This window comes from Caulobacter sp. GW821-FHT12A07, assembly GCF_058807655.1.
The window spans coordinates 617,140-642,592 of the sequence record NZ_JBXAQX010000001.1 but is presented as its reverse complement, the minus strand read 5'-3'; the positions used below and the strand labels follow the sequence as shown (position 1 = coordinate 642,592).

The 25,453-nt window shown below is 69.9% G+C and carries 19 protein-coding genes and 1 pseudogene; 6 read left to right on the top strand and 14 right to left on the bottom strand.

The features are described from left to right. Nucleotides 1–3: 3 nt before the first annotated feature. Entirely contained in the window at nt 4–1,128 is a 1,125-nt protein-coding gene (locus AC1RRS_RS02985; protein ID WP_492853873.1) for an NADH:flavin oxidoreductase/NADH oxidase, read from the bottom strand. Nucleotides 1,129–1,351: 223 nt separating this feature from the next. Between AC1RRS_RS02985 and AC1RRS_RS02980 the strand changes: the two genes are divergently transcribed. Then, on the top strand, nt 1,352–1,591 hold the full coding sequence (locus AC1RRS_RS02980) for a hypothetical protein (RefSeq protein WP_492853872.1): 240 nt from the start codon (nt 1,352–1,354) through the stop codon (nt 1,589–1,591). A 182-nt stretch (nt 1,592–1,773) separates the two neighbouring features. Here AC1RRS_RS02980 and cobS read toward each other — a convergent pair whose 3' ends face one another. Both cobS and AC1RRS_RS02970 read right to left on the bottom strand, forming a co-directional pair. Further along, nucleotides 1,774–2,781 carry a cobaltochelatase subunit CobS gene (gene cobS / locus AC1RRS_RS02975; protein ID WP_487290473.1) on the bottom strand — a complete coding sequence of 336 codons (1,008 nt, stop codon included), beginning with the start codon at nt 2,779–2,781 and terminating at the stop codon, nt 1,774–1,776. Between the two features lie 281 nt (nt 2,782–3,062). Further along, nucleotides 3,063–3,437, bottom strand: a complete 375-nt coding sequence (locus AC1RRS_RS02970; RefSeq protein ID WP_487290474.1) for an RcnB family protein — start codon at nt 3,435–3,437, stop codon at nt 3,063–3,065. A gap of 162 nt (nt 3,438–3,599) precedes the next feature. Here AC1RRS_RS02970 and AC1RRS_RS02965 point away from each other — a divergent pair, with 162 nt between their 5' ends. After that, entirely contained in the window at nt 3,600–4,388 is a 789-nt protein-coding gene (locus AC1RRS_RS02965; RefSeq protein ID WP_492853871.1) for a phosphatase PAP2 family protein, read from the top strand. Between the two features lie 97 nt (nt 4,389–4,485). Here the strand turns inward: AC1RRS_RS02965 and AC1RRS_RS02960 are convergent, their stop codons facing one another. The 6 genes and pseudogenes from AC1RRS_RS02960 to AC1RRS_RS02935 form a co-directional block, all read right to left on the bottom strand. After that, on the bottom strand, nt 4,486–5,577 hold the full coding sequence (locus AC1RRS_RS02960; protein ID WP_492853870.1) for a DUF2336 domain-containing protein: 1,092 nt from the start codon (nt 5,575–5,577) through the stop codon (nt 4,486–4,488). Then, nucleotides 5,577–6,305 (bottom strand): hypothetical protein, encoded by a 729-nt coding sequence (locus tag AC1RRS_RS02955; RefSeq protein WP_492853869.1) that lies wholly within the window; start codon nt 6,303–6,305, stop codon nt 5,577–5,579. The genes AC1RRS_RS02960 and AC1RRS_RS02955 overlap by 1 nt, the downstream gene beginning before the upstream one ends. A gap of 305 nt (nt 6,306–6,610) precedes the next feature. Then, nucleotides 6,611–7,369 carry an ABC transporter permease gene (locus tag AC1RRS_RS02950; protein ID WP_492853868.1) on the bottom strand — a complete coding sequence of 253 codons (759 nt, stop codon included), beginning with the start codon at nt 7,367–7,369 and terminating at the stop codon, nt 6,611–6,613. An 86-nt stretch (nt 7,370–7,455) separates the two neighbouring features. Then, nucleotides 7,456–8,196: pseudogene (locus AC1RRS_RS02945) on the bottom strand (ABC transporter ATP-binding protein); the annotation flags it as partial. Continuing rightward, complete coding sequence (locus AC1RRS_RS02940; protein ID WP_492853867.1) at nt 8,193–8,633, bottom strand: endonuclease domain-containing protein; 441 nt, start codon at nt 8,631–8,633, stop codon at nt 8,193–8,195. The gene AC1RRS_RS02940 and the pseudogene AC1RRS_RS02945, both read right to left, overlap by 4 nt. Nucleotides 8,634–8,698: 65 nt before the next feature. Then, nucleotides 8,699–9,679 (bottom strand): ABC transporter substrate-binding protein, encoded by a 981-nt coding sequence (locus AC1RRS_RS02935; protein WP_492853866.1) that lies wholly within the window; start codon nt 9,677–9,679, stop codon nt 8,699–8,701. Between the two features lie 300 nt (nt 9,680–9,979). Here AC1RRS_RS02935 and AC1RRS_RS02930 point away from each other — a divergent pair, with 300 nt between their 5' ends. Then, a complete protein-coding gene (locus AC1RRS_RS02930; RefSeq protein ID WP_492853865.1) occupies nt 9,980–10,306 on the top strand; it encodes a GIY-YIG nuclease family protein in 327 nt (108 codons plus the stop codon). 213 nt (nt 10,307–10,519) lie between these two features. On the opposite strand, the gene AC1RRS_RS02925 is transcribed toward AC1RRS_RS02930, so the two are convergent. Continuing rightward, nucleotides 10,520–12,586: a hybrid sensor histidine kinase/response regulator gene (locus AC1RRS_RS02925; RefSeq protein WP_492853864.1), complete on the bottom strand. Its 2,067-nt coding sequence runs from the start codon at nt 12,584–12,586 to the stop codon at nt 10,520–10,522. 248 nt (nt 12,587–12,834) lie between these two features. On the opposite strand from AC1RRS_RS02925, the gene AC1RRS_RS02920 reads away from it, so the two are divergent. Both AC1RRS_RS02920 and AC1RRS_RS02915 read left to right on the top strand, forming a co-directional pair. Beyond that, nucleotides 12,835–16,581, top strand: coding sequence for a hypothetical protein (locus AC1RRS_RS02920; RefSeq protein ID WP_492853863.1), 3,747 nt, complete (start codon nt 12,835–12,837; stop codon nt 16,579–16,581). After that, nucleotides 16,578–18,326, top strand: a complete 1,749-nt coding sequence (locus AC1RRS_RS02915; protein ID WP_492853862.1) for a hypothetical protein — start codon at nt 16,578–16,580, stop codon at nt 18,324–18,326. Before AC1RRS_RS02920 ends, AC1RRS_RS02915 begins: the two co-directional genes overlap by 4 nt. Before the next feature lie 10 nt (nt 18,327–18,336). On the opposite strand, the gene AC1RRS_RS02910 is transcribed toward AC1RRS_RS02915, so the two are convergent. From AC1RRS_RS02910 to AC1RRS_RS02895, 4 genes are all read right to left on the bottom strand, one after another. After that, a complete protein-coding gene (locus AC1RRS_RS02910; RefSeq protein WP_492853861.1) occupies nt 18,337–20,415 on the bottom strand; it encodes an ATP-binding protein in 2,079 nt (692 codons plus the stop codon). 72 nt (nt 20,416–20,487) lie between these two features. Next, complete coding sequence (locus tag AC1RRS_RS02905) at nt 20,488–22,665, bottom strand: ATP-binding protein (protein ID WP_492853860.1); 2,178 nt, start codon at nt 22,663–22,665, stop codon at nt 20,488–20,490. A 270-nt stretch (nt 22,666–22,935) separates the two neighbouring features. Further along, nucleotides 22,936–23,433: a PIN domain-containing protein gene (locus tag AC1RRS_RS02900; RefSeq protein WP_487290484.1), complete on the bottom strand. Its 498-nt coding sequence runs from the start codon at nt 23,431–23,433 to the stop codon at nt 22,936–22,938. Next, complete coding sequence (locus tag AC1RRS_RS02895; protein WP_487290485.1) at nt 23,433–23,708, bottom strand: type II toxin-antitoxin system Phd/YefM family antitoxin; 276 nt, start codon at nt 23,706–23,708, stop codon at nt 23,433–23,435. Before AC1RRS_RS02895 ends, AC1RRS_RS02900 begins: the two co-directional genes overlap by 1 nt. A 219-nt stretch (nt 23,709–23,927) precedes the next feature. Between AC1RRS_RS02895 and AC1RRS_RS02890 the strand changes: the two genes are divergently transcribed. Further along, the gene (locus AC1RRS_RS02890; RefSeq protein WP_492853859.1) at nt 23,928–25,298 is read left to right on the top strand and encodes a cation:proton antiporter; all 1,371 of its coding nucleotides are present in this window, start codon (nt 23,928–23,930) and stop codon (nt 25,296–25,298) included. Nucleotides 25,299–25,453: the final 155 nt, after the last annotated feature.

The window sequence follows — 25,453 nt, the reverse complement described above, 5'->3', positions numbered from 1 at the left end:
GTTTTATTCGGCAGCCTCCGCCAGTTCCGCCGCCGGACGATACTTGTCCAGCCAGTGCGCATAGGGCGCCGGCAGGGTCGCCCAGGTGGGACGCTCGACGCCCAGTTCCTGGGCCAGCTCGTAGGCGTAGTGCGGATTGGCCAGGTGGGCGCGGCCGATCATCACCAGGTCCATCTGCTCCTCGGCCACCAGACGCTCGGCCAGGCGCGGGGCGTCCAGACCCCAGGACGAGGCCACCGGCAGGCCGGCTTCCTCGCGCACCCGCCGGGCGATCGGCCCCAGGAACGGCGTGCCCCACGGGATATTGGCGCCCGGGATGGTGAAGCCGACGCTGACGTTCAGCAAGTCGAGGCCCCCGGCCTTCATCCGGCGGGTCAGGTCGATCGACTCGACCAGGGTCTCCTCGTCGTGGCCGTCATATTCCAGCACGCCGAAGCGGGCGGTCAGCGGCAGGTTTTCCGGCCACTCGGCGCGGACAGCCGCCAGGGTCTCTTCCATGAACCGGCCGCGCGCCAGGGCGTCGCCGCCGTACTGGTCGGTGCGGTGGTTGCTGTGTCGCGAGAAGAAGCTCTGGGCCAGATAGCCGTGGGCGAAGTGCAGCTCCAGCCACTCGAAGCCGGCCTCGCGGGCGCGGCGGGCGGCGGCGGCGAAGTCGGCCTTCACCCGCTCGATGTCGACCAGGGTCATCTCGCGCGGAACCTTGGGCAGGCCCTGGCCGTAGGCGATCGCCGACGGGGCGATCGTCTGCCAGCCGCGCGGATCGCCGCCCTCGATGTGGTCGTCGCCTTCCCACGGACGGTTGGCGCTGGCCTTGCGGCCGGCGTGGGCGATCTGGATGCCGGGCACCGCGCCCGCCGCCTTGATGGCCGCGGCGATTCTGGCGAGACCCTCGGCCTGCTCGTCGGTCCAGATGCCGGTGCAGCCGGGCGAGATGCGGCCCTCGGGCGACACCGCCGTCGCCTCGACGATCACCAGCCCCGCCCCGCCGCGCGCCAGGCCCGCATAGTGCGGCAGGTGCCAGTCGGTCGTGACGCCGTCTTCGGCGCTGTACTGGCACATCGGCGGGATAGCGATGCGGTTGCGAAGGGCGGCGTCCTTCAGGCGGAAGGGCGTGAACAGGGCGGACATGAAGGGCGTGCTCTTTCGGCGAGGAGGAAGGGCGCAGATGAGGGCGCGGGCGGAGCGGCTCAAGGGCGATGGTGGAAAAGCAGCTGTGCCTTGGGGGCACAATCAAGATGCTCCCCCCGAAAGAGGAGCCGCCGCGAGCGTCGGCTAACCGACCAAGCCAGGCCCTGGTTTCTGATATGACCGTTTCTCCGAGGGCGCGGCGTCGTCCCGGGGAGGGGCGGCCATGGTCGAGCGCGACTTCTGGTCCTGGAACGTCGGCTGCGAGGCCTGCGGCACGCGCGGGCGCGTCGATCTTTCCGAGTGGGACGACCCCCCGGCCGAACCCTACGGCTTCCGGGTCGACGTCGTCTCTCCCGGCTTCGTCGTCAGGCGCTACGGCCAGACCGGCCTCGACACCGCCATCGCCTGCGCCGCGTGCGGCGCGGTGGTCAGGGATGTGCTGGGGCGGCCGGGAGCGCAATAGAAAAACCTCTCCCATGGGGAGAGGGAGGGGCCCGGCGCGCAGCGACGGGAGGGTGAGGGGGGACGCCGTGGGCGGTCCCATCACCGGATTGCAGCGCGAAAATCGGCGAGGTCCCTAACCCCTCACCCTCCCAGGCTATCGCCTGGGCCCCTCCCTCTCCCTCTGGGAGAGAGTTTCCAGTTCTAGGCCACCTTCACCCGGGCGGCGCTTTCCGGCAGGTCCTGGCCGAAGGCGCGCTGGTAGAACTCGGCGACGGTCGGGCGCTCCAGCTCGTCGCACTTGTTGAGGAAGGTCAGGCGGAACGCCAGGCCGATGTCGCCGTCGAAGATCTCGGCGTTCTGGGCCCAGGTGATCACCGTACGCGGGCTCATGACCGTCGAGATGTCGCCGTTCATGAAGGCGTTGCGGGTCATGTCGGCGACGCGGACCATGGCCGCCAGGGTGCGCTTGCCCTCGGCGTTGTCGTAGGACGGGTTCTTGGCCAGCACGATGGCCGCCTCGACGTCGTGCTCAAGGTAGTTCAGCGTCGTGACGATCGACCAGCGGTCCATCTGGCCTTGGTTGATCTGCTGGGTGCCGTGATAGAGCCCGGTGGTGTCGCCGAGACCGATCGTGTTGGTCGTCGAGAACAGCCGGAAATAGGGGTTGGCGCGGATCACCCGGTTCTGGTCGAGCAGGGTCAGCTTGCCGCCGGCCTCCAGCACGCGCTGGATGACGAACATCACGTCCGGACGGCCGGCGTCGTATTCGTCGAACACCAGGGCGATCGGGCGCTGCAGCGACCACGGCAGAATGCCTTCGCGGAATTCGGTGACCTGCTTGCCGTCCTTCAGGACGATGGCGTCCTTGCCGACCAGATCGATACGCGACACGTGGCTGTCGAGGTTCACGCGCACCAGCGGCCAGTTCAGGCGCGCGGCGATCTGCTCGATGTGGGTCGACTTGCCGGTGCCGTGATAGCCCTGGACCATCACCCGGCGGTCCTTGGCGAAGCCCGCGCAGATGGCCTTGGTCGTCTGCGGATCGAAGCGGTAGGCGCTGTCGATCTCCGGCACGTGGCTGTCGCGATGGCTGAAGGCGGGAACCTTCATGTCGCTGTCCACGCCGAAGGCGTCGCGAAGCGTCACCCACTTGTCCGGGGCCAGGGTGATCAGGGGATCGGCGGCGTGGCTGTCGGTCAGTTCGGGCATGTTTTCCGATTAGCGCTTCGACCCCCGGGAGGGGAAGGGGGAATTGCGTCAAAATCATCCTTCTCCCCTTGCGGGAGAAGGTGTCGTCTTTCCTTCTCCTCCCCCGCGTGCGGGGGAGGGGGACCGCGAAGCGGTGGAGGGGGCGAGACTGGGCGCTGTGCCGGCCGTCGCCCCCTCCGTCACGGCGCTGATAGCGCCGCGCCACCTCCCCCGCTTCGCGAGGGAGGAGCAAAAAAGGCGGCGGATTGCTCCGCCGCCCTCTTGGTCAGACTGTCGGCGCCTTAGTGGTTGGCGATGATCACCGAGGCGATCAGGCCGGTGGCGACGGCGGCCAGGACGTACTGGTCGTTGACGCGCTGCCAGCGGTAGCCGCGCGGCGGCTGGCGCAGGCCGTGACGGCGGTAGTCCTTCACGTAGTAGCCGTCGCCGCGATAATGGGCGTCCAGGCGCTGGCCCTTGGCCCAGCGGCGGGCTTCGCGGCGATCGTCGCGACGGTCGTCACGGCGTTCCTGGCGGGCCTGGTCCTTGCGGCCCTGTTCGTAGGCGCGCTGCTGCTGATAGCGGTCGTCGTGACGGGGCTGGGCCATGGCCGTACCCGACAGGGCGGTCCCGGCCAGCAGGGAGGCGGCGACGGCGGTAATGATGAGACGCTTCATGGCGTAGTCCTTTCGTTCGATGTCCCCACCTTAGACAGGTCGTTTTGGACTGGTGATGAACGGCGAAGATCAGGAACGGTTCATGTTTCATTCATGAAATATTGTAGCAATACCTGCGCTATTCGAGTTGCGTCGATCGGCGATTTCGCGCGTTGAGGGCGCATGACCCCGAAGCTTCGCCTCAACCCCCGCCGCGACCTGCCCGTGCTGCTCAAGGCCGCCCGGCGCGAACTGGCCGCCACCGCCGCCCTGCTGGTGGCGGGCCTGGGCCTGCTGACTTTCCTGAACATCGCCGACGAGGTGGTCGAGGGCGACACCCGCCGGCTCGACCTGCAGGTCCTGCAGTCCCTGCGCCTGCCGGGCCAGCCGCACCAGCTGATCGGCCCCGAATGGTTGCACACCGCCGCCGCCGATATCACCGCCCTGGGTTCGGTGACCGTGCTGACCCTGCTGGTGATCCTGGCCCTGGCGGTCCTCGCCAGCCTGCGCCGCTGGGCCGAGGCCCTGGTGGTGCTGGTCGGGGCGGCCGGCGGGGTGGCGATCAGCCAGGGCCTCAAGCACCTGTTCCTGCGCGAGCGGCCCGACCTCGTCTACCGCGCCGTCGAGGCGGCTAATCCTAGCTTCCCCTCCGGCCACGCCATGCTGTCGGCGGTGGTGTTCCTGACCCTCGGGGCCCTGGCCGCGCGGTTTTCGCGGAAACGCCGGCTGAAGGCCCTGGCGCTCGGGGCGGCGGTGTTCTTCTCGGTGCTGGTGGGCCTCAGCCGGATCTATCTCGGCGTCCACTGGGCCAGCGACGTGCTGGCCGGCTGGTGCGTCGGCGCCGCCTGGGCCATGGCCTGCTGGCTGGCCGCGTGGGGGTGGTCCAGGTTCTTTCCGTCGAGCCTCGCCGCCAAGGAACCTCCCCCTGTGGGGGAGGAGGCCGAAGGCCGGAGGGGGGACGGTTTCAGCTGACGGTGCATTGGCCGGCGCTCGCGCTACGCCCCCCACGCCGCTTCGCGGCTGCTCCCCCATGGGGGGAGCTTCCCTGAGGAGCCGGCAGGCCCCTGCTTTAAGCCGCCGCCACGGCCCCCGTCTTGCGCCGCATGCGCCAGAAGCGGATCGTCCGCAGGGCGCTTTCGCGGGGCAGGGCGGCGTAGAGTTCGCCGTACGCCTTGGCCTTGCCCATCACCTCGTCCGACGGATCCAGGATCAGCAGGGCGAAGGTCAGGAACAGGGCGCGGTCGAAGTCGGCCGCCTTGCAGACCACGGCCAGGCCGTCGAGCTCCTTGCGCTCGAGGATCTTGCGGGCGGTGTGGAAGTCGATGTCGGCCATGTCCGACAGGGCGCCGAGGAACAGGGTGGTCTGCTTGGCGCGCAGCATGCCGGCCAGGGCCTGGGGCGTGACGCCGCCGCGGGCCTTGATCTTGGCGAACTCGGCCATGGCCGCGTCGTAGTCGGCCGGCAGGGCGCCGTCGCGGGCGGCCAGGCGGTTGCGGCCGGCGGCCAGGGCCGCCTCCAGCACCGCCGGGTCCAGGGCCTCGTTGCGGGCCATGATCCGGTCGCGCAGCCGGGCCTCGGCCACGAAGTACATCTCGTTGAGCAGGTCGACCGGCAGGCTCTGGCGGTCGATCACCGCCTCGTGCAGGGCCGGATTGGCTTGGGCGCGGTCGACCACGGTCTCGTGCGCCGCGCGCGACAGCTCCGCGCCCTCGTTGCGGATCAGCACGCCCAGGGTGTCGTCGTCGCCGCGCGCCACGATGGCGTCGGAGACGGCGCTCGACACGCGGGCCCGGCTGGAGATCGCCCGCAGGTGCTCCTGGCCCTGCGTCTGGGCCACGTGCAGCAGGTCGGCGTCCGACAGCGTCGCGGCCCCCGACAGGATCGGGCTGGCGACGGCGATGCTGTCGCTGATCAGGTTGCGGGTCAGGGCCGGCGGCGGGCTGGCCGACTGGCCCAGGCGCTCGGCCAGCTCGACCCGGACGGCCTCTTCCATCTCGCCGGCCAGCTGGCCCATGACCTGGTCGAACAGGCCCATCTCGACGGCCCCGTGGTCGTCGGCGGTGAAGAACAGGTCGGTCACCCCGCGCAGCAGGTCGCGGCGGCGGGCGCTGGACGGCTCGTCGGCGAGGGCGATCAGGTCGTGCAGCCGCGATTGCAGCATCAGAGGTCGCTCTCCTCGGCGGTCTTTTTCTTCTTGGTCGGCGCGTCGCGGCCGGCCTCCTGGGCGGCCTCCGCCAGCCACGCGGCCGAGCCGTGGTCGGCCTCGCCATCATCGGCGGGCGCGGTGGCGACGGCGGCCGGGTCGACGGCCATCAGCACGGTGTTGGGCGGGCCGGGGGCCTCGATGCGGTCGGGCGTCAGGCCGAACATCCGTCCGACCGAATAGGTGCGCGGGGCCAGACCGTCCGGGGCGCGGGCGTTGGCGGCGTAGGTGGTGGTCTGGGCCTGCGGCAGTGGCGTCTGGGCGGGCGGACCGCCGGCCAGCTCGCGCGGCGCGGCGGGCGCGGCTGGCGGGATCGAGGCCGAGGCCACGGGCGGCGAATAGAGGCTGGTCGGCAGGGCGCCTTGCTGGGGCGCTTGCTGGACGGCCTGCGGAACGGGCGGAGCGTAGACGGGCGCGGGAACGGTTCGCTGCGGCGCCGGCGCGGCGTTGGCGTAGCCGGCCCAGGCGGCCACGGGAGCGGGGCGGCCGTTGGCGCGCGGGTCCTGGGCGTCGGGCGCCGGGGCGGCGGCCTTGCCGGCCCAGCTCAGGGTCGGACCGGCGTAGTCGGCGCGGGCGGCGGTCTCCACGCGCTGGCTGCGCGGCCCGTAGCGGCTTTCACGCGCGTCCTCTGCGCGCGCCGGAAGGGCGACGCTGGCGAGCAGCAGCAGGGACAGAACGAGGCGCATGCCGGTCCGGACGTGGGTATTGCAGTCTGCAACCCTTAGCCGACGCCGCTTAATCCCCGCCTAACGGCGAGGCTCCAGCGTCGGGCGTGCGACATTTTGGGTGGGGCGGTCCGGCGCCTCTTCCTCCGCCGCCATCCCTTTATGTCCCGTCATTCCCGCCCTTGTGGCGGGAACCCCTCGTTCCGCTCGCAGGTGAAGCGCAAGCGACGTGCTGAGCACGTCGCCACTACCGCTCTTGCGGCTGACATAGGGTTTCCCGCCACAAGGGCGGGAATGACGGGAGTTATAGGTGGGGGAAGGGCGCTTCACCGCCCCCGCCACCACGCCAGCAGCCGCCGCTCGGCCGCCGCCAGGGCCGCGTGCAAGGCCACGCCCAGCAGGGCCAGCACCGCCAGGGCCGCGAAGCCGCGCGCGGTCTGCAGGCGGTTGAAGCTTTCCAGCATCCGCCAGGCCAGGCCCTGGCTCGAGCCCGAGCCGGCCACGAACTCGGCCGCCACCGCGCCCACCAGCGCCAGGCCCGCCGCCACCTTGATCCCCTCCAGGATCGCCGGCAGGGCCGAGGGCAGGCGCAGTCTCACCAGTCGCTGCCAGGCGCTGGCGCCATAGAGGTCGAACAGCCGCGACAGGTCCGGATCGGCCGCCTTCAGGCCCGCCACGGCGCCCGAATAGATCGGGAAGAAGGCGATCACGGCGGCCAGCGCCGTCACCGCCCGGCCCGGATGGTCGATGCCGGCCCAGATCGTCACCAGCGGCGCGATGGCGATCACCGGCGTCACCTGCAGGATCGCCGCGACGGGCCGGAAGGCGTCCTCGACCACCGGCCGCAGGGCCGCGGCGAACGCCAGGGCCAGGGCGACGAGGGCGGCCAGGACCAGCCCGGCCAGCGCGGTGGAAAGCGTGCCCCAGGCGCTGAGCGCCAGCAGGGGACCGGCCTCGACCAGGGCCTTGGCGATCTCCGACGGGGCCGGCAGCAGGTAGGCCGGCACGTGCAGGAGGCGGCAGGCGCCTTCCCAGGCGGCCAGCAGGAAGGCGATGAACAGCACGGGGGCGAGGAGGCGGGTCATGGCGCGGACCCCCTCCGGCCCTCCGGGCCACCTCCCCCAGAGGGGGAGGATTTAAGATGCTCCCCCTCTGGGGGAGCTGTCGGCGGAGCCGACTGAGGGGGCCGCGCGAGCAGCGCGGATACGGCCTCCACGGTCTCGCGGAACTGAGCCGTCGTCCGAAACCCCGCCGGCCTTGCCAGCGGCCCCTCGACCACGACCTCGCCGGCCACGACCCCCGGCCCCGGCGTCAGCACCACGACCCGGCCGGCCATGTAGACGGCCTCCTCGACATTGTGGGTGACGAACACCACGGCCGGCGACAGGTTGGCGCACAGGGCCAGCACGTCATCGGCCAGGGCGCGGCGGGTGATCTCGTCCAGGGCCGCGAACGGCTCGTCCAGCAGCAGCAGGCGCGGGCGGGTGACCAGCGCCCTCGCCAGCGAAGCCCGCATGGCCATGCCGCCCGATAGCTGGGCCGGCCGGGCGTCCTGCGCGCCGTCGAGACCGACCTGCGCCAGGGCCTCGCGCGCTTTGCCGCGCGCCTCCCGCGCGGGAACGCCCGCCAGCTCCAGCGGCAGGGCCACATTGGCCGCCGCGCTCATCCACGGCGCCAGGGTCGGGGCCTGGAACACCACCGAGGTCTCGCCCTTGCCCGCCGCCCGGGCGACGCTCCCCCGCGTCGGGTTTTCCAGCCCCGCCAGCAACCGCAACGCCGTCGACTTCCCACACCCCGACGGCCCCACCAGCGCCACCACCTCGCCGGCGGAAAGCGCAAGGTTGATCGGCCCCAAGGCGCGACCGCGCGGGTAGTCGACCTCGGCGGCGGAAAGGCTGGCGATCACGCTCACTTCTCCTCCCCCGCATCGCGGGGGAGGGGGACCAGCGAAGCTGGTGGAGGGGGCGACCGCCGTTCAGACCCAGGCCGCACTCCGCCCACGCGCTCGGCCGCGACCGTCCAAACGCCCAGCGCCAGTTCGTCCGGATCCCGCAAGAAGTCGCCGGCGGCGATGCGCATGACCTCGATCCCCTGCGACGCGAGCCACGCGTCCCTGCGCGCGTCATGCCTCGCCTGATCGGCCGTGTCATGCCCCGCGCCGTCGATCTCCACCGCCAATCGCGCCGCCGAGCAATAGAAGTCGAGGATGTAGGCGCCGACGGGATGCTGGCGGCGGAAGGTCGGGCCTTCGCCTCGCCGACGCAGGCGTTGCCAGAGCATGGTCTCGGGCAGAGTCATTTCGCGGCGCAGGCGGCGGGCGCGTTTCAGCGTCAGGACTGGTGAGCGCATGTGCGGCGGTCGCCCCCTCCACCCCTTCGGGGTCCCCCTCCCCCGCGAGCGGGGGAGGAGAAAGATCACTTCGGCAGGAAGCCCAGGCTGTAGGCCTTCTTGTAGTCCAGGCCCTTGTCGTAGACCCCCTGGTCGGCCGCCACCTGGAAGAACTCGGCCCAGCGGGCGTCGGTCATGGCGCCGATGCCGTCCTTGGGCACGATGCCGTAGGACCGCATCTTGTCCCGGGCCTGGTCGAGCAGGTCCTGGGTCATTTCGGGGTTGTCCTTGAGGATCAAAGCGTCGCCCGGCTTGGCGTCGCCGTAGAGATAGCTCTTCCAGCCGGCCGCCAGGGCGTCGCTGATCGCCTGCACCTGGGCGGGCTTGGCCTGGATCATCGCGTCGCTCACCAGGGCGAAGCTGGCGTAGGCCGGGTAGCCGTCGTCGGCCAGCAGGAACACCGCCGGCTTCTCCCCGCCCGCCTTCTCGATCAGATAGGGCTCGGACGTCGCATAGCCCTGCTGGATCAGGCTCTTGTCGGCCAGGAACGGGGCGACCGAGTAGTTGTACTTGCGCACCTGGGCGTCGGTGAAGCCGTGCTTGGCCTTCAGCCACACCCAGAAGGCCGTCACCGAGGCGTCCGACAGCAGGATCGGCTTGCCCTTCATGTCGGCGATGCTGGCGACGCCCGCTCCCGGGTGGGCGATCAGCACCTGCGGGTCCTTGTCCATGTAGGCGGCGACGGCTTTGACCGGCACGTTCTCCTTGGCCAGGTTCAGCACGATGAAGCTGTTGGAGCCGACGCCGATGTCCACCGCCCCCGTGGCCAGCAGCTGCGGCACGTTCACCCCGGGGCCGCCCTGGACGATGCTGACGTCCAGCCCGCGCTTGCTGAACTCGCCCGTCGCCACGGCCTGGTAGTAGCCGCCCAGCTCGGCCTGCGCCCGCCAGTCGGTGGCCAGCTTCAGCTTGGTCAGGCCGGGGGCGGCGTCCTTCTTGGCGGGCGAACAGGCGGCGGCGAGCGCGGCGAGGCCGGCTGCGGTCACGGCGCGGCGCGAAAAGGTCATGGCGGATCCCCCGGTACGATGCGGCGCGGAGGTTAGCGGGGGCTGTCACGCAGGCAAAGCCTTTCAAAACGCCCCGTCATTATCGCCACCCAAACTCCCGTCATTCCCGCCCTTGTGGCGGGAACCCCTCTGTCAGCCGCAGGGGCAGGAGTGGCGACGTGCCCAGCACGTCGCTTGCATCTCACGTGTCAACGGAACCAGGGGTTCCCGCCACAAGGGCGGGAATGACGGGAGTGAAAATGAGTGACGTGAACAAAATAAGAACTTATGGTTGTGGCGATCGTTCAGAGAGCAGTCGCCATGGACCTCAACACCGCCTGGATCGCCGTCTACATCATGGCCGATCGCTATCGCGGCACGCTTTACATCGGCGTCACCGCCGACTTCCAGACCCGGATCGTCCAGCACCGTGAAGGCGCGGGTTCGGGCTTCTCCCGCCGCTACGGACTGAAGCGTCTCGTCTGGTGCGAGGTGCACGAGACCATGGCCGACGCCATCCAGCGCGAAACTTCCCTCAAGCGCTGGCCGCGCCAGTGGAAGATCAACCTGATCGAGCGCGACAATCCGCGTTGGGACGATCTCTATTCGGCCGTTTTCGAGTGGACGCCACTTTCGCGCCAAGTGTGACGGCCGCCCAACCCAAAACTCCCGTCATTCCCGCCCTTGTGGCGGGAAACCCTCTGTCAGCCGCAGGGGCAGAAGGGGCGGACTGCTAAGCAGTCCGCTGGCGCTTCACGTGCGTACGGAACCAGGGGTTCCCGCCACAAGGGCGGGAATGACGGGAGGAAAAGGGAGAATAAGGGGGAGGCGGCGCTGCTTCGGCGCACCGCCCGCCCCGCTCTAATCCCCCGCCTCCAGCCAGCGCCCGATCTTGGCGTACAGCACCTCGCGCTGCACGGGCTTGGCGATGTGGTCGACCATGCCGGCGGCGAAGCAGCGTTCGACCTGCTGGGGCAGGGCGTCGGCGCTCATGGCGATGATCGGGACCTTGCCGGCCGCGCCTTCCAGGCCGCGGATGGCCCGGGTGGCGGCCAGGCCGTCCATCTCGGGCATGTGGATGTCCATCAGGATGATGTCGAAATGGCCGCGCGCCGCCGCCGCCAGGGCCTGGCGGCCGTTCTCGGCGGTCTCGACATGGCAGCCGGCCAGGCGCAGCAGCCCGACCCCGATCTCGCGGTTCATCGGGTGGTCGTCGACCAGCAGGATCCGCGCCGCCCGGGGATCGCGCGCCGCCTCGGGCGGCGGGGCGGCCACGGGCTCGGCCTCGGCGGCCGGCAGTTCGAACCAGAAGCACGAGCCGTGCCCCGGCGCGCTGTCGGCCCCGATCCGCCCGCCCATCAGCTCGACCAGCGACTTGCTGATCGCCAGCCCCAGCCCCGCGCCGCCGTAGGCCCGCGTCGCCCCGCTGTCGAGCTGCACGAAGCGCTGGAACAGCCGCGCCTGGTCCTCGATCGGCACGCCCACCCCGGTGTCGATCACCTCGAAGCGCAGGCGGTCCTCGACCTCGCCGGGCTCGATGACCAGCCGGGCGACGATCTTGCCGCGCTCGGTGAACTTCACGGCGTTGTTGAGCAGGTTCAGCAGCACCTGGCGCAGGCGCAGGGCGTCCAGGTCGTGCAGGCCCTCGACCGGATCGACGACGTCGATCTCGACGGTCAGGTTCTTGCCCTCGGCCTCCGACTGCACGATGCCGACCGCGTCGTGCAGCACCGCGCTGGCCGAGGCCGGCTGCAGCAGCAGCTCGACCTGGCCGGAATCCACCCGCGAGACGTCGAGGATGTCGCTGACCACGGTTAGCAGGGCAGCGCCCGCCGTGTCGATCATCCCCACCTGCCGCTGGGCGTCGGCCGGCAGGTCCTCGCGCCCGGCCAGGAGCTGGGCGAAGCCGAGGATGGAGTTCAGCGGCGTGCGGATCTCGTGGCTCATGGTGGCCAGGAACTCGGTCTTGGCCTCGGCGGCGGCCAGCGCCCGGGCCCGGGCCGAGCGGGTCAGCTGCTCGCGCCGCACCAGGAGGCGCCGCAGCCGCTCCTGCTGGGCCAGGGCCAGGCCCGCCGCCAGGGCGGTGACGAACACCACCGTGACGAAGCACTGGATCAGCCGGGTCATCTGCGGCGGGTTCCACGGCGCCAGCAGGTGGCCCTGCCAGATGTTCCACACCCCCAGCGGCAGGGAGACGACGGCGATGGTCAGGGCCGCCTCGGCCGCCCCGCGCGGACCCAGCCGGAAGGCGCAGAGGATGGCGGCGGGGAACAGCACGAAGGGCAGGGGGGCGCGGGTGTCGTGGAACACCGCCGCCGTCAGCACCGCCATCAGCAGGAAGAGGCCCGCCCGCTCGCCGGCCGAGCGGTGGAAGGTGCGCCGGTGCTCGGCGTCGATCAGCACCAGCACGGCGGGCACGATCAGCGCCATGCCCAGGGCTCCGCTGACGAACCAGTCGCGCCACACCCCCAGGAACGGCTGGTGCTCCAGCAGGCTCAGCAGCCCGGCCGCGACCCCGGCCGTGACCGCCACCACCGGGGCGATCACCGTCACCAGCAGGGCCAGCTGGCGCATGGTCCGCACCCGGGGCGGCCCGCCGAACGCCCGCCGCACGGCCTCGCGCGCGCCCCAGGCCTCGGCCAGGTTGACGGCGGTGAAGATCAGGGCCCGCTCCGGCGCGTCGCCCAGGGCCAGGCAGACAGCGACATGGGCGACCCCGACCACCACCGTCAGGATCAGCCGCCGGGGCGGCCCCAGGGCCATCAGGCCGACGGCCAGCAGGGCGGTGCAGGGCCACAGGGCGGCGATGCCGTAGGGGCCGCGGGTCAGGGCGTCGCTGAACAGCTGGGTCGCGACGAAGGCGAGCGCCAGCACGACCAGCAGCGTCGTCTGTCGCCCCGTTTCCTGTAAGGCGGCGCTTCGCGTCATCCTGTTCCCGTTCCCCCGGACGGAAAACTTACGCCGAACGGCGGTTTCAGTTTCGGCAGCAATGAACTCTGTGACGCTTTGCCGCAATCCATTTCAGTAGCGTCGACTACCCGACGAAGGGGTGTTGGCGACGGCTATCCCTTTGATTGGCAACACTTAGCTATCGTATAAATTGCGTATATGCTTCTAGTTGCTCTATAGCTGAGCTTCGGGTCAAACTGGCGTTGCACCAGGGTGGCGGGGGCCAGATGAGTGAGAACACCGGCGGGGCGGTCGCGAAGGTCGAGAAAGACGACGATCTTCCGGCCGGCGAGATCGTCGCCAAACTGTTCGGAGAGCAGATCGAGCGGCTGAAGACGCTGCTCGAATCCAACGAACTCAACACGGTCTGCGTCGACGGCCTGACGGAACTGGGCTGCCCGCGGATCGTCGCGCCGACCGTGTTCGCGGGCGTCAAGGTGCTGGCCATCAAGGCCATCGAGCTAGGGCCCGACCTCGCCAGCCAGTCCATCCAGGCGGGCCTTCTGCGGCTCATGGCGCGCATTCCGGCGCTGGACCGCCTGTTGCGAATGCTCACCCGGGTTCTCGGCCGCTTCGAGGACAAGGCCAAGCTGCGTCAGGCGATGATCGACGACATCAAGCGGTCGGGCCTCACGCCGTTCGGCATCAAGGTGAACCAGGTCACGCCCACGGAGGTCGTCGAGGCGCTTCACGCGGAGGTCGATCAGCACAAGCTGACCCGCAGGTTCGAGGATCTGCTCGGCCAGCTCGCGGCCGTGCTGGAAGCGCGGATCAACGACCTCGCCGAGCTGCGCCTGAATTGGCCCGATACGGTGGGGACGACCGCCAGCGTCATCGACACCCTGTACTATGGCGCGCTGCACGACGATTTCGTCGGGCGCGACGAGGAGATGGCCTTGCTCCGGGCGTTCCTCGGAGACCCGGACGACGTGACGGCGCGACCGTTCTCCTGGCTGCTGGTGGCGGGGCGCGGCGGCGAGGGCAAGAGCCGCCTGGCCTTCGAACTGGTGCGTTCCTCCCGCGTCCGCTGGCGGGCGGGGCGGCTGGTGGAGGCCGATCTCTCCTGGCTGCTGAACAGCAACTGGCGGCCGCGGAAGCCGACACTGATGGTCATCGACTACGCGCTCGATTGGCCGGTTGCGCTCAAGCGCCTGCTGGCGGCCTTCGCGCAGCGCTGTGTCGACTTCGAATATCCCTTGCGCGTCCTGCTGATCGCGCGGGAAGGCGGCCGCTCGCTCGTCGAACAACTGGTGGGGCCGGGGGGCGAAACCATCCGGCCGCGCCTCTACAAGGCCGCGGGTTGCGAAAAGGGCGTCCTGAGCCTCCAGCCCGTCTCGCGCGAAGCGGTCATCGGGCTGATGCAGCGCCGCCTCCGCCAGCACGTCGAGGATCTGCCGCCCGACGACCTGCTGATCGTCGCGGCCAAGCGGCTGGACCAGGCGACGGCGCTGGGCGAGCGGACCCCGCGTCCCCTGTTCGCGGCGATCGCCGCCGAAGCCCTGGCCTCGATGATCGCCGATCGCGGCGGGCCGGGGTCGAAGGGCTGGCAGGAGCTGGTGTTCCAGATCGAGAAGGACCAGACCCTGGCGGGGCTGATCCAGCGCGACCGTCAGCTGTTCTGGCGCCAGTCGTCGGCGAGCGACCCGCTGACCGAGACCCAGCGCGAGATGCTGCACGAGAACCTGCTCTGCCTGTCCACGTTCACGCTCGGGCACGTGACGCAGGACGAACTCGACGAAGCCATCAAGGACGTCACGCTGGCCGCCAAGGTGCTGCCCTCCTTCGCCCTGGGCTCCTACGCCTTCGACGGCGAGCGCTTCCAGCGCATGACCAGCCGTTCGAACCATGAAACCCTCGGCGCGCTGGAGCCCGACATTCTCGGGGCCTTCTTCGTGCTGCAGAGGCTCGACCCCGAGCAGCACGAACTGACCCCCAAGCAGCGAAGTTTCCTGGTCGATACGGCCTGGCGGGCGGCCGCGCGCGACGCCGCCGCCTTCGTCCGACGCACCTTCAGCGACTTTCCGATCCGGGTCGCGGCCTGCGGCGACCTGCTGCCCTCGGCCGGCGTCGCGGACGCCTGGGTCATCGAGCTGCTCCGGTCGCTGATCGCCGACCTCGGCGCGGCGGCGCGCGTGCTGGTCAAGGAGGCCGAAAGTCCCGGGCTCACCTCGGGCCACCGGCAGGCCCTGGCCGACGAGCACCTGCGCCTGGCCGGCGAGGCGCTGCGGCTGGCCTCCCGCCTGAAGCTCTACGCCGCGCCGATCGAGGCGCTCGGCGAAGACGTCCTGACCTCCATCGCCACGGCCCTGAAGGAAGCCGCCTACGTCGCCAGCACCGCCTATCGCAAGGAGCTGGTCGAGAGCGACCCGCGCTATGCGCCGCAGTTCCTGGGCAGCAGCGTCATCGAGCCGCCGCAGATCGCCTCGCCGCTGTCCGACACCTTCAACGCCGCGGCGACCTTCTTCACGGTGGGCTCCAGCGCCGACATCATCGGCTTCGCGCCCCCGCCGGCTCCCGCCGCGTCGGGTTCCGATCAGGCCTGTCCCCGCCGCGAGACCATCCAGGAGGTCATGCGTCTGGAGGAGGAGCTCCTGGCGCTGCGCCCCGCCGCGGAAATCCGCGCGACGCTCCTGACGGCGGAACGCGACCTGATGTTCGTGCTCGACGCCCTGGGCGACTTCGACGCGGTCGGGTCGATCGTGCAGCGGGCCTGGCAGCGCTTGCGGGAAGAAGACGACGAAGAGGCGCTCTTCTGGATCATGCGCCATCTGTTGGGCTGCACCTATCTCGACGGAGAAAGGCTGCGCGAAAAGAAGGATGAGGCCTCGCGTCTTCGCCTTGAGGAGATCGGTCAGGCGCTTCAGAAGCTGCCGCCGTCGCTGTTGGCGCGTCGAAGGTCGCAACGTCCGCTTACGGCGGCCTTGTTGAACGTCGCTTACGCCTTGCCGGAACTGTCCGACCAGCAAGCTCCCTTGGCGGATTTCCTTCTCCGCTTCGCGCGGCAGGACATGGCGACGATAGACGTCACCTTCAGTTTGACGCAGCTTTCCGTGGCGCAGCTCTGGCAGACCCTTGACCCTGCGTTCGCTGGGAACCTTTCCGACCAGCTCCAGGTGACCATGCCTCCTGAGGAACAGGAGCGCCTCGCCGAATGGCTACTGGCGGTTCGCGATGGGTTGGAGCGTGATCTCGTCGGCGACTCTTCCCCGGCTGGCCAGGACGAGAACGAGACGCGCAGGCGGTTCATTCGATCCCGCATACTTTGCATCACCATAGCGCTCGCGAGCTTTTCGGGGGCAAGCGAAACGGCGGACGCTCTGCTGGCCGACTTCCTGTCCAAGGCGCAGTCAGACGGGGTGGACTGGATGGAGGCTGAAGACTGGAACCGGATCGGCCAAGTCTCGGCGCTTCTCGCAGGCATGACGACCCAGGCGTCCGAGAACCATCGCCTGAAGGTCCTGGAGACCGTCTGCCAGAGCAATGCGGTCGGCGCGATCCGGGGGCTGGCGTTCGCCCTGTATGGCCTCGTGCCCCATATCGGCGAGATTCCCGAGGCGACGGTCGAATTCCTGCGCGAGGTTTTCGCACGCGTGCTGGCGGCGCCCGATATCGTGACAGAAGGGGCGGCGCTTAGCCTGCACGAGATAGTCGCCGATGCGGCCGTGGCCGTATGCGGACAGGCGTACTTGAAGGGCAACGTTCCCATGCTGTGGGCCTGGAGCCAATTGCTGGAGGCCGAACGCGGAGAGTCGGATCGGGATATCGACGCGCACCGGCGGCACGTGTCCTGCCTGCGGATACCGTTCTTCACGACCGAGGGATTGCGCCAGGCCGCCTCGCTTATTCTGGCCGACGAGTCAGGACAGGACGCCTCTTCGCTCTGGACGACCATCGCCGTCGTCGCCGATCAAAAGCACGATGTCGAAACCTTGGATCTCATCCGCGAACATATTTCCAAACAGGCGGCGTCATGAGCCTCGAAGCAGCACTTTATCCCGATCAGCGGCTTTTCTTCGTCATTAGCCGGCTGTTGAATCACGCCGTTAGCGAGGGGCGATGGGACGAGGTTCTGCGCCTTGTCAGCCGCATGGATCCCATCGCCGGACGGTTGGGGCGTGAGCACGCCACGCTTCTTGCCAGCCTTTCGCTTGATTTGGCGCAGTCCTGTCCTCCAGACCAAGACGCGAAGAGTCCCTTAAACGGACTGGCCAATCGGTATCATTCCTACCGTGCCTCCGCGGACCCGCAGCAGCTTCACGGGCCCCGTTCCGACGCAGAGCCGCCTGTTGGCGAGATGTCGGATCCGAGCACGCTCCGTCTGGGCGAATATGTCGAGGATGCGCAAAGCGAACGCGATATCGACTCGATCTTGAGGCGTGAGCTGCAGTTCGCGCTGGCGATCCATAACGCGCAAATTGCCTGGTCGTCACAGACGTTGTCGTTCGCGCCAGGATGGCGCCTGCTTGAAGCCATGCATATCGATGATCAGAAGGTTCCATTGGCGGCCAAGGCCTTCATCGTCAGTGATGGGCAGTACGCCTCTCTCAATACTTCGGCCGGGGTGTTTGTCGAACTCGGCCAACGTGGAGGCCTCGTCCTGAATGCTCCCCAGGTCGTGGCCGACTATGTGCGCGCCTGGGTGGCCCTCTTCGAGGTAAAGGAGGCCGGCCGCGCGGGCTCGGTGCTCGAACCCGGCAATGGGATCCCGTTCTCACCCGAGCTCGCGCCCGAGGCGCGCGATCTTTTGGCCGCGGCGCTTCGTCCGCTGGAAGTTCAGGCGATCGACGACGGCTATCTGGTCACCGGGACCATGTGCATGTTCGGAGAGCTTTATGCGCTCGTCGCGCGGGTGAAGCCGAATGGCAAGGTCAGCCTGACCGACTCCAAACCGCTCGAGATTCCGGGCTTGTCCGAATTTCTGAAACCCGGAGAACGGCCGCTGTTCGAGCATAGGATCAACCCTGTCGGTTGGCGCGTGCTGCGACGGTGCCTGCAACAGCTGAATATGGATGCCTGGCCGGCCCATCTGCCGGACGATACGTTTCCGTCCGAGCAGCGTTTCAAGACGGTTGTCACGCCCGTGGACATCGAAACCTTCGGCGGCCTGCCTCTCCGAGCGGTGGAGGCAAGCGAACAGGAAACGGTGCGAAAGGCGCAGGCGGTGGTTGTTGGCGCGAACGGCGGAACGCCCCTCGCGGATCACTGCCGGATCGCCGACCTGCCGTTCTTGCCCGAGCGACGTTTGGTTCTCGTCGCCGTTGCGGAGCGCGACTACCTGATACCAGCCTTCGCCAACGAGGAGCACGCCGAACTGGCGGGGACCGAAAACGACTGGCTCTATGATTTTGTCCACGCCACGGGCCGAAAGCCGACCGCCGAAACGGCCAAGCCGTTCATCCGCATATTCTTGTCATGCATCGTTGGGCCGCATGGGCGTTTCGTCCTGCTCGAGACCATCGACAGCGCGCCGTGGTCGGACGCGGCGACCCAGGCCGATCGCGAGCGCGTCTCCAGCGTGGTCTCCGCCATCCATTTCCTGGGAAAGACGGCTGACGAGGATCTACTCTATTCGTTCTTCGTCACTTTCCGGACGGCCGTGTTCAGGGTCACCTGTCGCCTGAAGCCCAACTGGGAGGTCGAGTTCCGGGAGAACGACATGGTGCTGACGGACCTGCCGTTCCGGGGGGGACCCGCGATCGACTTCGTGGTTCGCGAGTAACCGCAGGCCCCTAGGCCGCCGCCGTCTCCCGTCCGATCCACTGGTTCAGGGCCGTGATCAGCGCGTCGCGCTGGATCGGCTTGGCGACGTGGTCGACCATGCCGGCCTGGCGGCAGCGTTCGATCTGGTGGGGCATGACGTCGGCCGAGAGGGCGATGATCGGCACGCGGGCGGCGGGGCCGTCCAGGGCGCGGATGGCGCGGGCGGCGGCCAGGCCGTCCATGCGCGGCATGTGGATGTCCATCAGTATGACGTCGAAGCCGCCGTCGGCGGCGATGCGCACGGCCTCGTCGCCGTCCTCGGCGGTCTGCACCGCGCAGCCGGCCAGGGTCAGCATGGCCGCGCCCAGTTCGCGGTTCATCGGATGGTCGTCGACCAGCAGCACCCGGGCGGCGGCCTCCTGCTCGACCCGGGCGGCGTCGGCGGCGCGGGCGGCGACGGCGGGGACGGTGAACCAGAAGGTCGCGCCCTGGCCCAGGGCGCTGTCGATGCCGATCTCGCCGCCCATGCGGGTGACCAGGGTCTTGCTGATCGCCAGGCCCAGGCCCGCCCCGCCGAACGCCCGGCTGATCGAGCCGTCGGCCTGGCTGAACCGTTGGAAGAGCCGGTCCTGCACCTCGGGGGCGATGCCGATGCCGGTGTCGGCGATGGTGAAGCGCAGGCGCTCGGCGCCGTCCCCGCCGTTTTCCAGAGCGACCGTGGCCCGCACCCCGCCGCTGGCGGTGAACTTCACGGCGTTGTTGAGCAGGTTCAGCAGCACCTGGCGCAGGCGGGCCGGATCCAGGGCGTAGTCGCCTGCGCCTTCCAACTCGGCCTCGACCGACAGCGACAGGCCCTTGGACTGGGCCGACAGGGCGATGATCGAGGCGGCGTCGGCCAGCAGGGCGGCCGGGTCCACGGCCTCGGGCCTAAGCTCCACCCGGCCGGCCTCCAGGCGCGAGAAGTCCAGAATGTCGTCGACGATGGTGGCCAGCGAGCCGCCGGCCTGGGCGATCAGCTCGAGCTTGCGGCGGCCGGCGGGAGAGAGGCCGTCCTCGGTTTCGGCCAGCAGGCCCGCGAAGCCCAGCACGCTGTTCAGCGGGGTGCGGATCTCGTGGCTCATGGTCGCCAGGAAGTCGGTGCGGGCGCGGCCGGCGGCCTGGGCGCGGGCCCGGGCGGCGCGGGCGGCGGCGCTGCGGCGGGCCATCAGGGTCTTCAGCCGCGCCTCCTTGTAGAGCGACAGGGCCGCGGCCAGCGAGGTGAAGAACACCGTGGTTACGAAGGCCTGCACCATGCGGATGCGGTCGACCTCGTCCCAGCGTGGGGCGATCCGCGCCACGCCGTCGCTGCCGATGGTCAGGGGGGCGGTCACGGCGATGATCACCACGGCGCTCCAGGCAGCCCCGCGCGGCCCCAGCTGGAAGGCCGCCAGCATGGCCGCGGGGAAGATCAGGAACGGCATCGGCGTGCGGGTCTTCAGGAAGGCGAAGGTGGTTACCGCCGCCACCAGGCCGTACAGCGCCAGCCGCACCGGCAGCGGCCGGCGGAAGGCCAGGTCCGGCGTGCGGTCCAGGATGATCAGGGCGGCGGGCAGGGTGATGATCATGCCCATGCCGTTGGCCGAGGCCCAGCCGGAGAAGAAGCTGGCCAGGTTCGCCCCGACCAGCGGCGCGGTCAGGCTGGCGCCCACGGCCGCGGCGGTCAGGGTGATGGGCAGGATGGCCGCCACCAGCACCAGGGCGTGGCGGACGCTGCGGATCGAGGCCCGGGGGCCGCGCAGGCGGCGGATGACGGCGACCGCGCCTAGGGTCTCGGCCATGTCGCAGGCGGCATAGATGACGATGACTAGCCACGGGTCGCCGGCCAGGTGGTGGACCACGGCGTTGGTGGCCAGGGCCAGGCCCAGCATGATCCGCCGCTGCACCGGTCCCAGGTGCAGCAGGGCCGCCGCCAATATGGCGTTCATCGGCCACAGCGAGGGCATGCCGTTGGAGTCGCGGGTCAGGAGGTCGCTGAACGCGAACGAGATCACGAACGCCGCGGCGAGTCCGGCCAGCCGCAGCCACGGCGCGGCGGCGCTCTCACGTCCTGGTGCGGATGTTGCGTCCAAGGCCCCGTATTCCCCCTCCGGCCGCGCGGGCGGCCGGGTATCCCCATCGATCACGCCGAACCGGAAAAAGGGTTAAGGCAGAACGCTTTTTCCGTATGCGGCCAAGTTCTGCGACGTTCCGTCGCGCTCCGGTTGCTCCGGCGTCCGGCGCTCGCCCTCGCGGGTCTCCTTCGGCCCCTCGGCCAGGGCGCGCGACACGGCGGCCATCAGCTCCTCGCGGCGGATCGGCTTGGGCACGTGGCCGTCCATGCCGGCGGCGCGGCAGCGGGCCACCTGCTCGGGCAGGACGTCGGCGCTCAGCGCCAGGATCGGAGTGGCGGCGGCCGGCCCGTCGAAGGCGCGGATGGCGCGGGCGGCGGCCAGGCCGTCCATCCCCGGCATGTGCACGTCCATCAGGATCAGGTCGAAGCCGCCGCTGCGGGCGGCCTCCACGGCCTGGAAGCCGTCCTCGGCGGTGAACACCTGGCAGCCGGCCAGGGTCAGCAAGGCGTCGCCCAACTCGCGGTTCATCGGGTGGTCGTCGACCAGCAGCACGCGGGCGGCGGCCGGGGCGGGCAGGGCCTCGTCCACGGTCTCGGCGGCGGCGGCCGGCTCGGCGGTCAGGGCGATGTGGAAGGCCGCGCCGGCCCCAAGCGCGCTCTCCACCCAGATCGTCCCGCCCATCTGGCCGACCAGCGCCTTGCTGATCGCCAGGCCCAGGCCCGTGCCGCCATAGGCGCGGCTGATCGAACTGTCGGCCTGGGAAAAGCGCTGGAACAGGCGCGCCTGCACCTGCGGGGCGATGCCGATGCCGGTGTCGGTGACCGAAAACCGCAGGGCGCCGGTCTCGGGCCCCACCACCAGCCGGGCGGCGACCTGGCCCTGGGTGGTGAACTTCACGGCGTTGTTGAGCAGGTTCAGCAGCACTTGGCGCAGACGGGTCTCGTCGAGGGCGAACAGCGCCTCGGGATCCTGGCCGCCCAGCGCCTCCACGGAAACCGTGACGGTCAGGCCTTTCCCTTCCGCCTCGGGAGCGATGATGGCGGCGGCGTCGCGCAGCAGGGCGGCGGGCGAGGTGGGCTCCAGCGCCAGTTCCAGGCGGCCGGCCTCGACCTTGGCGAAGTCCAGCAGGTCGCCGACGATCTCGGCCAGCGAGCGGCCGGCGCGGCCGACCAGATCCAGGCGCCGGCGGTTCTCGGGCGACAGGGCGGCGTCGTCGGCCACCAGGCCGGTGAAGCCGAGGATGCTGTTCAGCGGGGTGCGGATCTCATGGCTGATCGTGGCCAGGAACTCCGACTTGGCGGCGTTGGCGGCCTGGGCGCGGGCTTGCGCGGCGCGGGCGGCGGCCTGGCGGCGCACCAGCAGGGCCGAAAGCCGCGCCTGGCGGCTGAGGGCCAGGGCGGCGGCCATGCTCACCGCATAGAGCACGACGTGGAATAGCAAGAGGTGGCGCATCGGCTCGGCGGCGGCCCTGGCGTCCAGCCCGACGATCGACAGCACCGCCGGAATGGCCGTGGCCAGGGCGATCATAACCGACAGGGCCGCCGCGCGCGGACCGCCCCGGAAGGCGGCCAGCACCACCGGCGCGAACACCAGCACCCGCAGCTGCGGCGGGCCGGTGAACACCAGCCAGGATATGACGCCGATCGCGGCCAGGCCGAAGGTCGGCTCCAGCCAGCCGCGCACCGGGAAGGCCTCGGCGTGGCGACGGTCCATCAGGATCAGTATGGTCGGCAGGGCCACGGCCACGCCCAGCACGTTGCTGGTGGTCCAGCCGCTCCAGCCGGTCCAGAAGCCGCCGCCCTCGGCCAGCGAGGCCAGGCCGTTGACGCCGATCGAGGTCACGGCCGTGAACACCGCCGACACCAGCGTCAGCACCAGCAGGCCGCGCATGCCGCGCACCCGTCCGGGCAGCCGCAGCAGCCGCAGGGCCACGGCGGTGGCGGTGATCTGCACGGCGTCCAGCGCTGTCACCGCCACGGCGAAGGCCGACGACTTGCTGGTCAGCAGGCTGAGCGCCAGGTGCAGCAGCGTGCACACCACCAGCAGCCCGACGCCCCGGCGGCGGTCCAGCACCAGCAGCCCGGCGATCAGCACGGCGTTGGCCGTCCAGATGGTTGCGATTTCCTGGGCGGCGCCGGTCAGGAACAGGCTGTAGGCCATCGACGCCAGATAGGCGATCGTCAGCGCCACGGGCCGGCGCCAGCGGCGCAGGGCCGATCGGCGCGCGTCGGCTCGATCGATCGCGATGTCGAGGCGGTCGGTCCCCACGATACTCCCCAGCGCGCCCGGGGCCGAAGAGGGGGCCAGGGGCGCGGTCTGGCCGTACAATGCGGACGAAACGTCGGTTTTTGGTTAAGTGCGCTGACGCGGGGGAAGTTGCGGGGCGGACTTCCAGGGGATTGTCATCCCGGCCGGAGGAGCGCGCCAGCGATCCGTAGAGCCGGGACCTCCCACGCCGGACGGATCAGCGGTGCGAGGTCCCGGCGCTCCGCTTCGCTACGGCCGGGATGACAAATGAGGGGCGGCGGGGCCGCTCCCTCACCCCCGCACGAACAGGTTCCGGATCCACTGCGAGCCGGCCTTCGCCGCCTGGCCCCAGTCCTCGTCGTCCTCGACCGCGTCTTGAGCATAACCCCAAGGGTTGAACACCTTCAGCCGGGCGACCTTGAAGGCGGCGACGTCGCGGGTGACCAGGGTCAGGCCGTGCTCCAGGGCGGTGGCGGCCAGCAGGGCGTCGCGGGGGTCGGCCAGGGGCACGCGAGAGCGGGTTCGCGCCACGGCGGCGTCGACGGGCAGGATCCGGCCCTCGAAGGCTGGCCCCACCTGCTCGTCCAGCCAGGTCCGCAGGGCCTTGCCGGCGATCTTGTCGCGTCGCTCGGCCTGGGCGACCTCGGCTTCCAGCTCCAGCAGGGTGATCGCCGAGATGAACAGGCCCGAGCGCGCCACGCCCGCGGCCCAGCGCGCCAGGCCCGGATCGGTGCGCCCGGCCCTGGCCCCGCGCAGCTCCAGCACGATCTCGGTGTCGAGCAGGTGCATCAGCCGCGTCCCGGTTTCGCGGGCGGCCGGCCCCAGGCGGCCGACGACCTGGCGGGCTTGGCCTCACCCCCTGGCGACTTGGGCGTCACGGGCTCGTCCATGGCCAGCAGGTCGACGATGGTCTCGGCCTGGCCGGCCAGCTTTCGATAGGCCTCGACGCTCATCAGCACGTGGGTGGCCCGGCCCCGGTCGGTGACGAACACCGGCTCGATTCTCGCCGCGCGCTTGGCCGCGCTGACATCCTGATTGAGCTCGCGGCTGGTGACGACCTTCATGGCTTCAACCTGGAATGACAGGGCTGTCGTATAGGTACGTACCTACATAGTGGCGTTCGGGCAACGGATAATTCGCCAGCGAAAACAATCGAAAGCCGCGCGGCCGGGATCAACCTCCGACGCATTGCGCATTGGTCAGATCTCTGCGCGGCATGGGGCCCAAGGCAGAGGCGAAAAACCGGCTTGCCGCAAAGAACGATCCTAGGGGGGAACGAACCGGTGTCAGACCTACTCGCGCAGACCATCGCCACGGCGACGGACCTGCTCAACGCCCACGGCCCGGCCACCAAGGCCGCCGCCAAGAGCTTCACGCCCACCGATTTCAGCGTGCACTTCTTCCTGCAGCTGGCCGTCATCGTACTGGCCTGCCGCGTCGTCGGCTGGCTGGGCCAGAAGCTGCTCAAGCAGCCCCAGGTGGTCGGCGAGATGATCGCCGGCGTGGTGCTTGGCCCGTCGCTGCTGGGCCTGCTGTTCCCCGACTTCCAGCTGGCCCTGTTCCCCAAGGAGACCAAGAACGTCCTGTACGTCGGCGCCCAGCTGGGCGTGGGCCTCTACATGTTCATGGTCGGCACCAGCTTCCAGGCCGGCCACTTCAAGGCCAAGGCCAAGAGCGCGATGAGCGTCTCGTTCGCCGGCATCGCCGCGCCGTTCCTGATCGCCGCCGCCATCACCCCCTTCCTGCTGAAGGCGCCAGGCCTCTTCGCCCCGACCATCGGCCAGGGGCCGGCCACCCTGTTCATGGGCGCCTGCATCGCCCTGACCGCCTTCCCGATGCTGGCCCGCATCATCAACGAGCGGGGCCTGGCCAACACCTCGCTGGGCACCTTGTCGCTGACGGCCGGCGCCTTCGACGACGCCGTCTCCTGGTGCGTGCTGGCGGTGGTGCTGGCCACCTTCGGCGGCGGCCCGGGCGTTGCCCTGCTGGCCATCGGCGGCGGTCTGGCCTGGGTGGCCTTCGTCGTCCTGCTGGGTCCGAAGATCCTGGCCCCGCTGGGCCGCATCGTCGAGCGCGAGGGCGAGATGAGCACGGGCGTCCTGGCCCTGGTCATCCTGGCCTTCTGCATCTCGGCCTTCCTGATGGACGCCGTCGGCATCCACGCCATCTTCGGCGGCTTCATCCTCGGCGTCGTCATGCCGCGCGGCAAGCTGGTCGAGGAGCTGAAGAAGAAGGTCGAGCCGCTGGCCGTCGTGCTGCTGCTGCCGATGTTCTTCACCTATTCGGGCCTCAACACCCGGATGGACATGGTCAATTCGCCGACCCTGCTGCTGATCGCCCTGGGGATCCTGGCCGCCTCGATCCTGGCCAAGTGGGGCGCCTGCTACGTCGCCGCCCGCGCCACCGGCGAGAACCACGCCACGGCCATGGGCATCGGCGCCCTGATGAACTCGCGCGGCCTGATGGAGCTGATCATCATCAACATCGGCCTGCAGAAGGGCATCATCGGCCCGACCCTGTTCTCGATGCTGGTGCTGATGGCGATCGTCACCACGGTGATGGCCAGCCCGCTGTTCGAGGTCGTCTACGGCAAGAAGGCCCGCGAAAGCGGCGAGCTGGACGCCGTCGACGCCCGGGTGCCGAACGCGGCCTAATTTTCCCTCTCCCTTTGCGGGAGAGGGTGGCCCCCGAAGGGGGGCGGGTGAGGGGTCTCTCAAAAGCAAGACGCCGCGACAGCCGATCAGCTGTCGCGGCGTTTTTCGTGGGTGCGACCCCTCATCCGTCAGCTTCGCTGACACCTTCTCCCGCA

Bases quoted from the DNA above. Each gene is read 5' to 3' on its own strand.
- AC1RRS_RS02900 (WP_487290484.1), bottom strand. From the start codon at position 23,433: ATGCACCTGCTCGACACCGAGATCGTGCTGGAGCTGCGCGGGGCCAGG.
- AC1RRS_RS02960 (WP_492853870.1), bottom strand. From the start codon at position 5,577: ATGCTGCAATCGCGGCTGCACGACCTGATCGCCCTCGCCGACGAGCCG.
- AC1RRS_RS02920 (WP_492853863.1), top strand. From the start codon at position 12,835: ATGAGTGAGAACACCGGCGGGGCGGTCGCGAAGGTCGAGAAAGACGAC.
- AC1RRS_RS02955 (WP_492853869.1), bottom strand. From the start codon at position 6,305: ATGCGCCTCGTTCTGTCCCTGCTGCTGCTCGCCAGCGTCGCCCTTCCG.
- AC1RRS_RS02940 (WP_492853867.1), bottom strand. From the start codon at position 8,633: ATGCGCTCACCAGTCCTGACGCTGAAACGCGCCCGCCGCCTGCGCCGC.
- AC1RRS_RS02925 (WP_492853864.1), bottom strand. From the start codon at position 12,586: ATGACGCGAAGCGCCGCCTTACAGGAAACGGGGCGACAGACGACGCTG.
- cobS (WP_487290473.1), bottom strand. From the start codon at position 2,781: ATGCCCGAACTGACCGACAGCCACGCCGCCGATCCCCTGATCACCCTG.
- AC1RRS_RS02980 (WP_492853872.1), top strand. From the start codon at position 1,352: ATGGTCGAGCGCGACTTCTGGTCCTGGAACGTCGGCTGCGAGGCCTGC.
- AC1RRS_RS02915 (WP_492853862.1), top strand. From the start codon at position 16,578: ATGAGCCTCGAAGCAGCACTTTATCCCGATCAGCGGCTTTTCTTCGTC.
- AC1RRS_RS02895 (WP_487290485.1), bottom strand. From the start codon at position 23,708: ATGAAGGTCGTCACCAGCCGCGAGCTCAATCAGGATGTCAGCGCGGCC.
- AC1RRS_RS02970 (WP_487290474.1), bottom strand. From the start codon at position 3,437: ATGAAGCGTCTCATCATTACCGCCGTCGCCGCCTCCCTGCTGGCCGGG.
- AC1RRS_RS02930 (WP_492853865.1), top strand. From the start codon at position 9,980: ATGGACCTCAACACCGCCTGGATCGCCGTCTACATCATGGCCGATCGC.
- AC1RRS_RS02950 (WP_492853868.1), bottom strand. From the start codon at position 7,369: ATGACCCGCCTCCTCGCCCCCGTGCTGTTCATCGCCTTCCTGCTGGCC.
- AC1RRS_RS02985 (WP_492853873.1), bottom strand. From the start codon at position 1,128: ATGTCCGCCCTGTTCACGCCCTTCCGCCTGAAGGACGCCGCCCTTCGC.
- AC1RRS_RS02965 (WP_492853871.1), top strand. From the start codon at position 3,600: ATGACCCCGAAGCTTCGCCTCAACCCCCGCCGCGACCTGCCCGTGCTG.
- AC1RRS_RS02935 (WP_492853866.1), bottom strand. From the start codon at position 9,679: ATGACCTTTTCGCGCCGCGCCGTGACCGCAGCCGGCCTCGCCGCGCTC.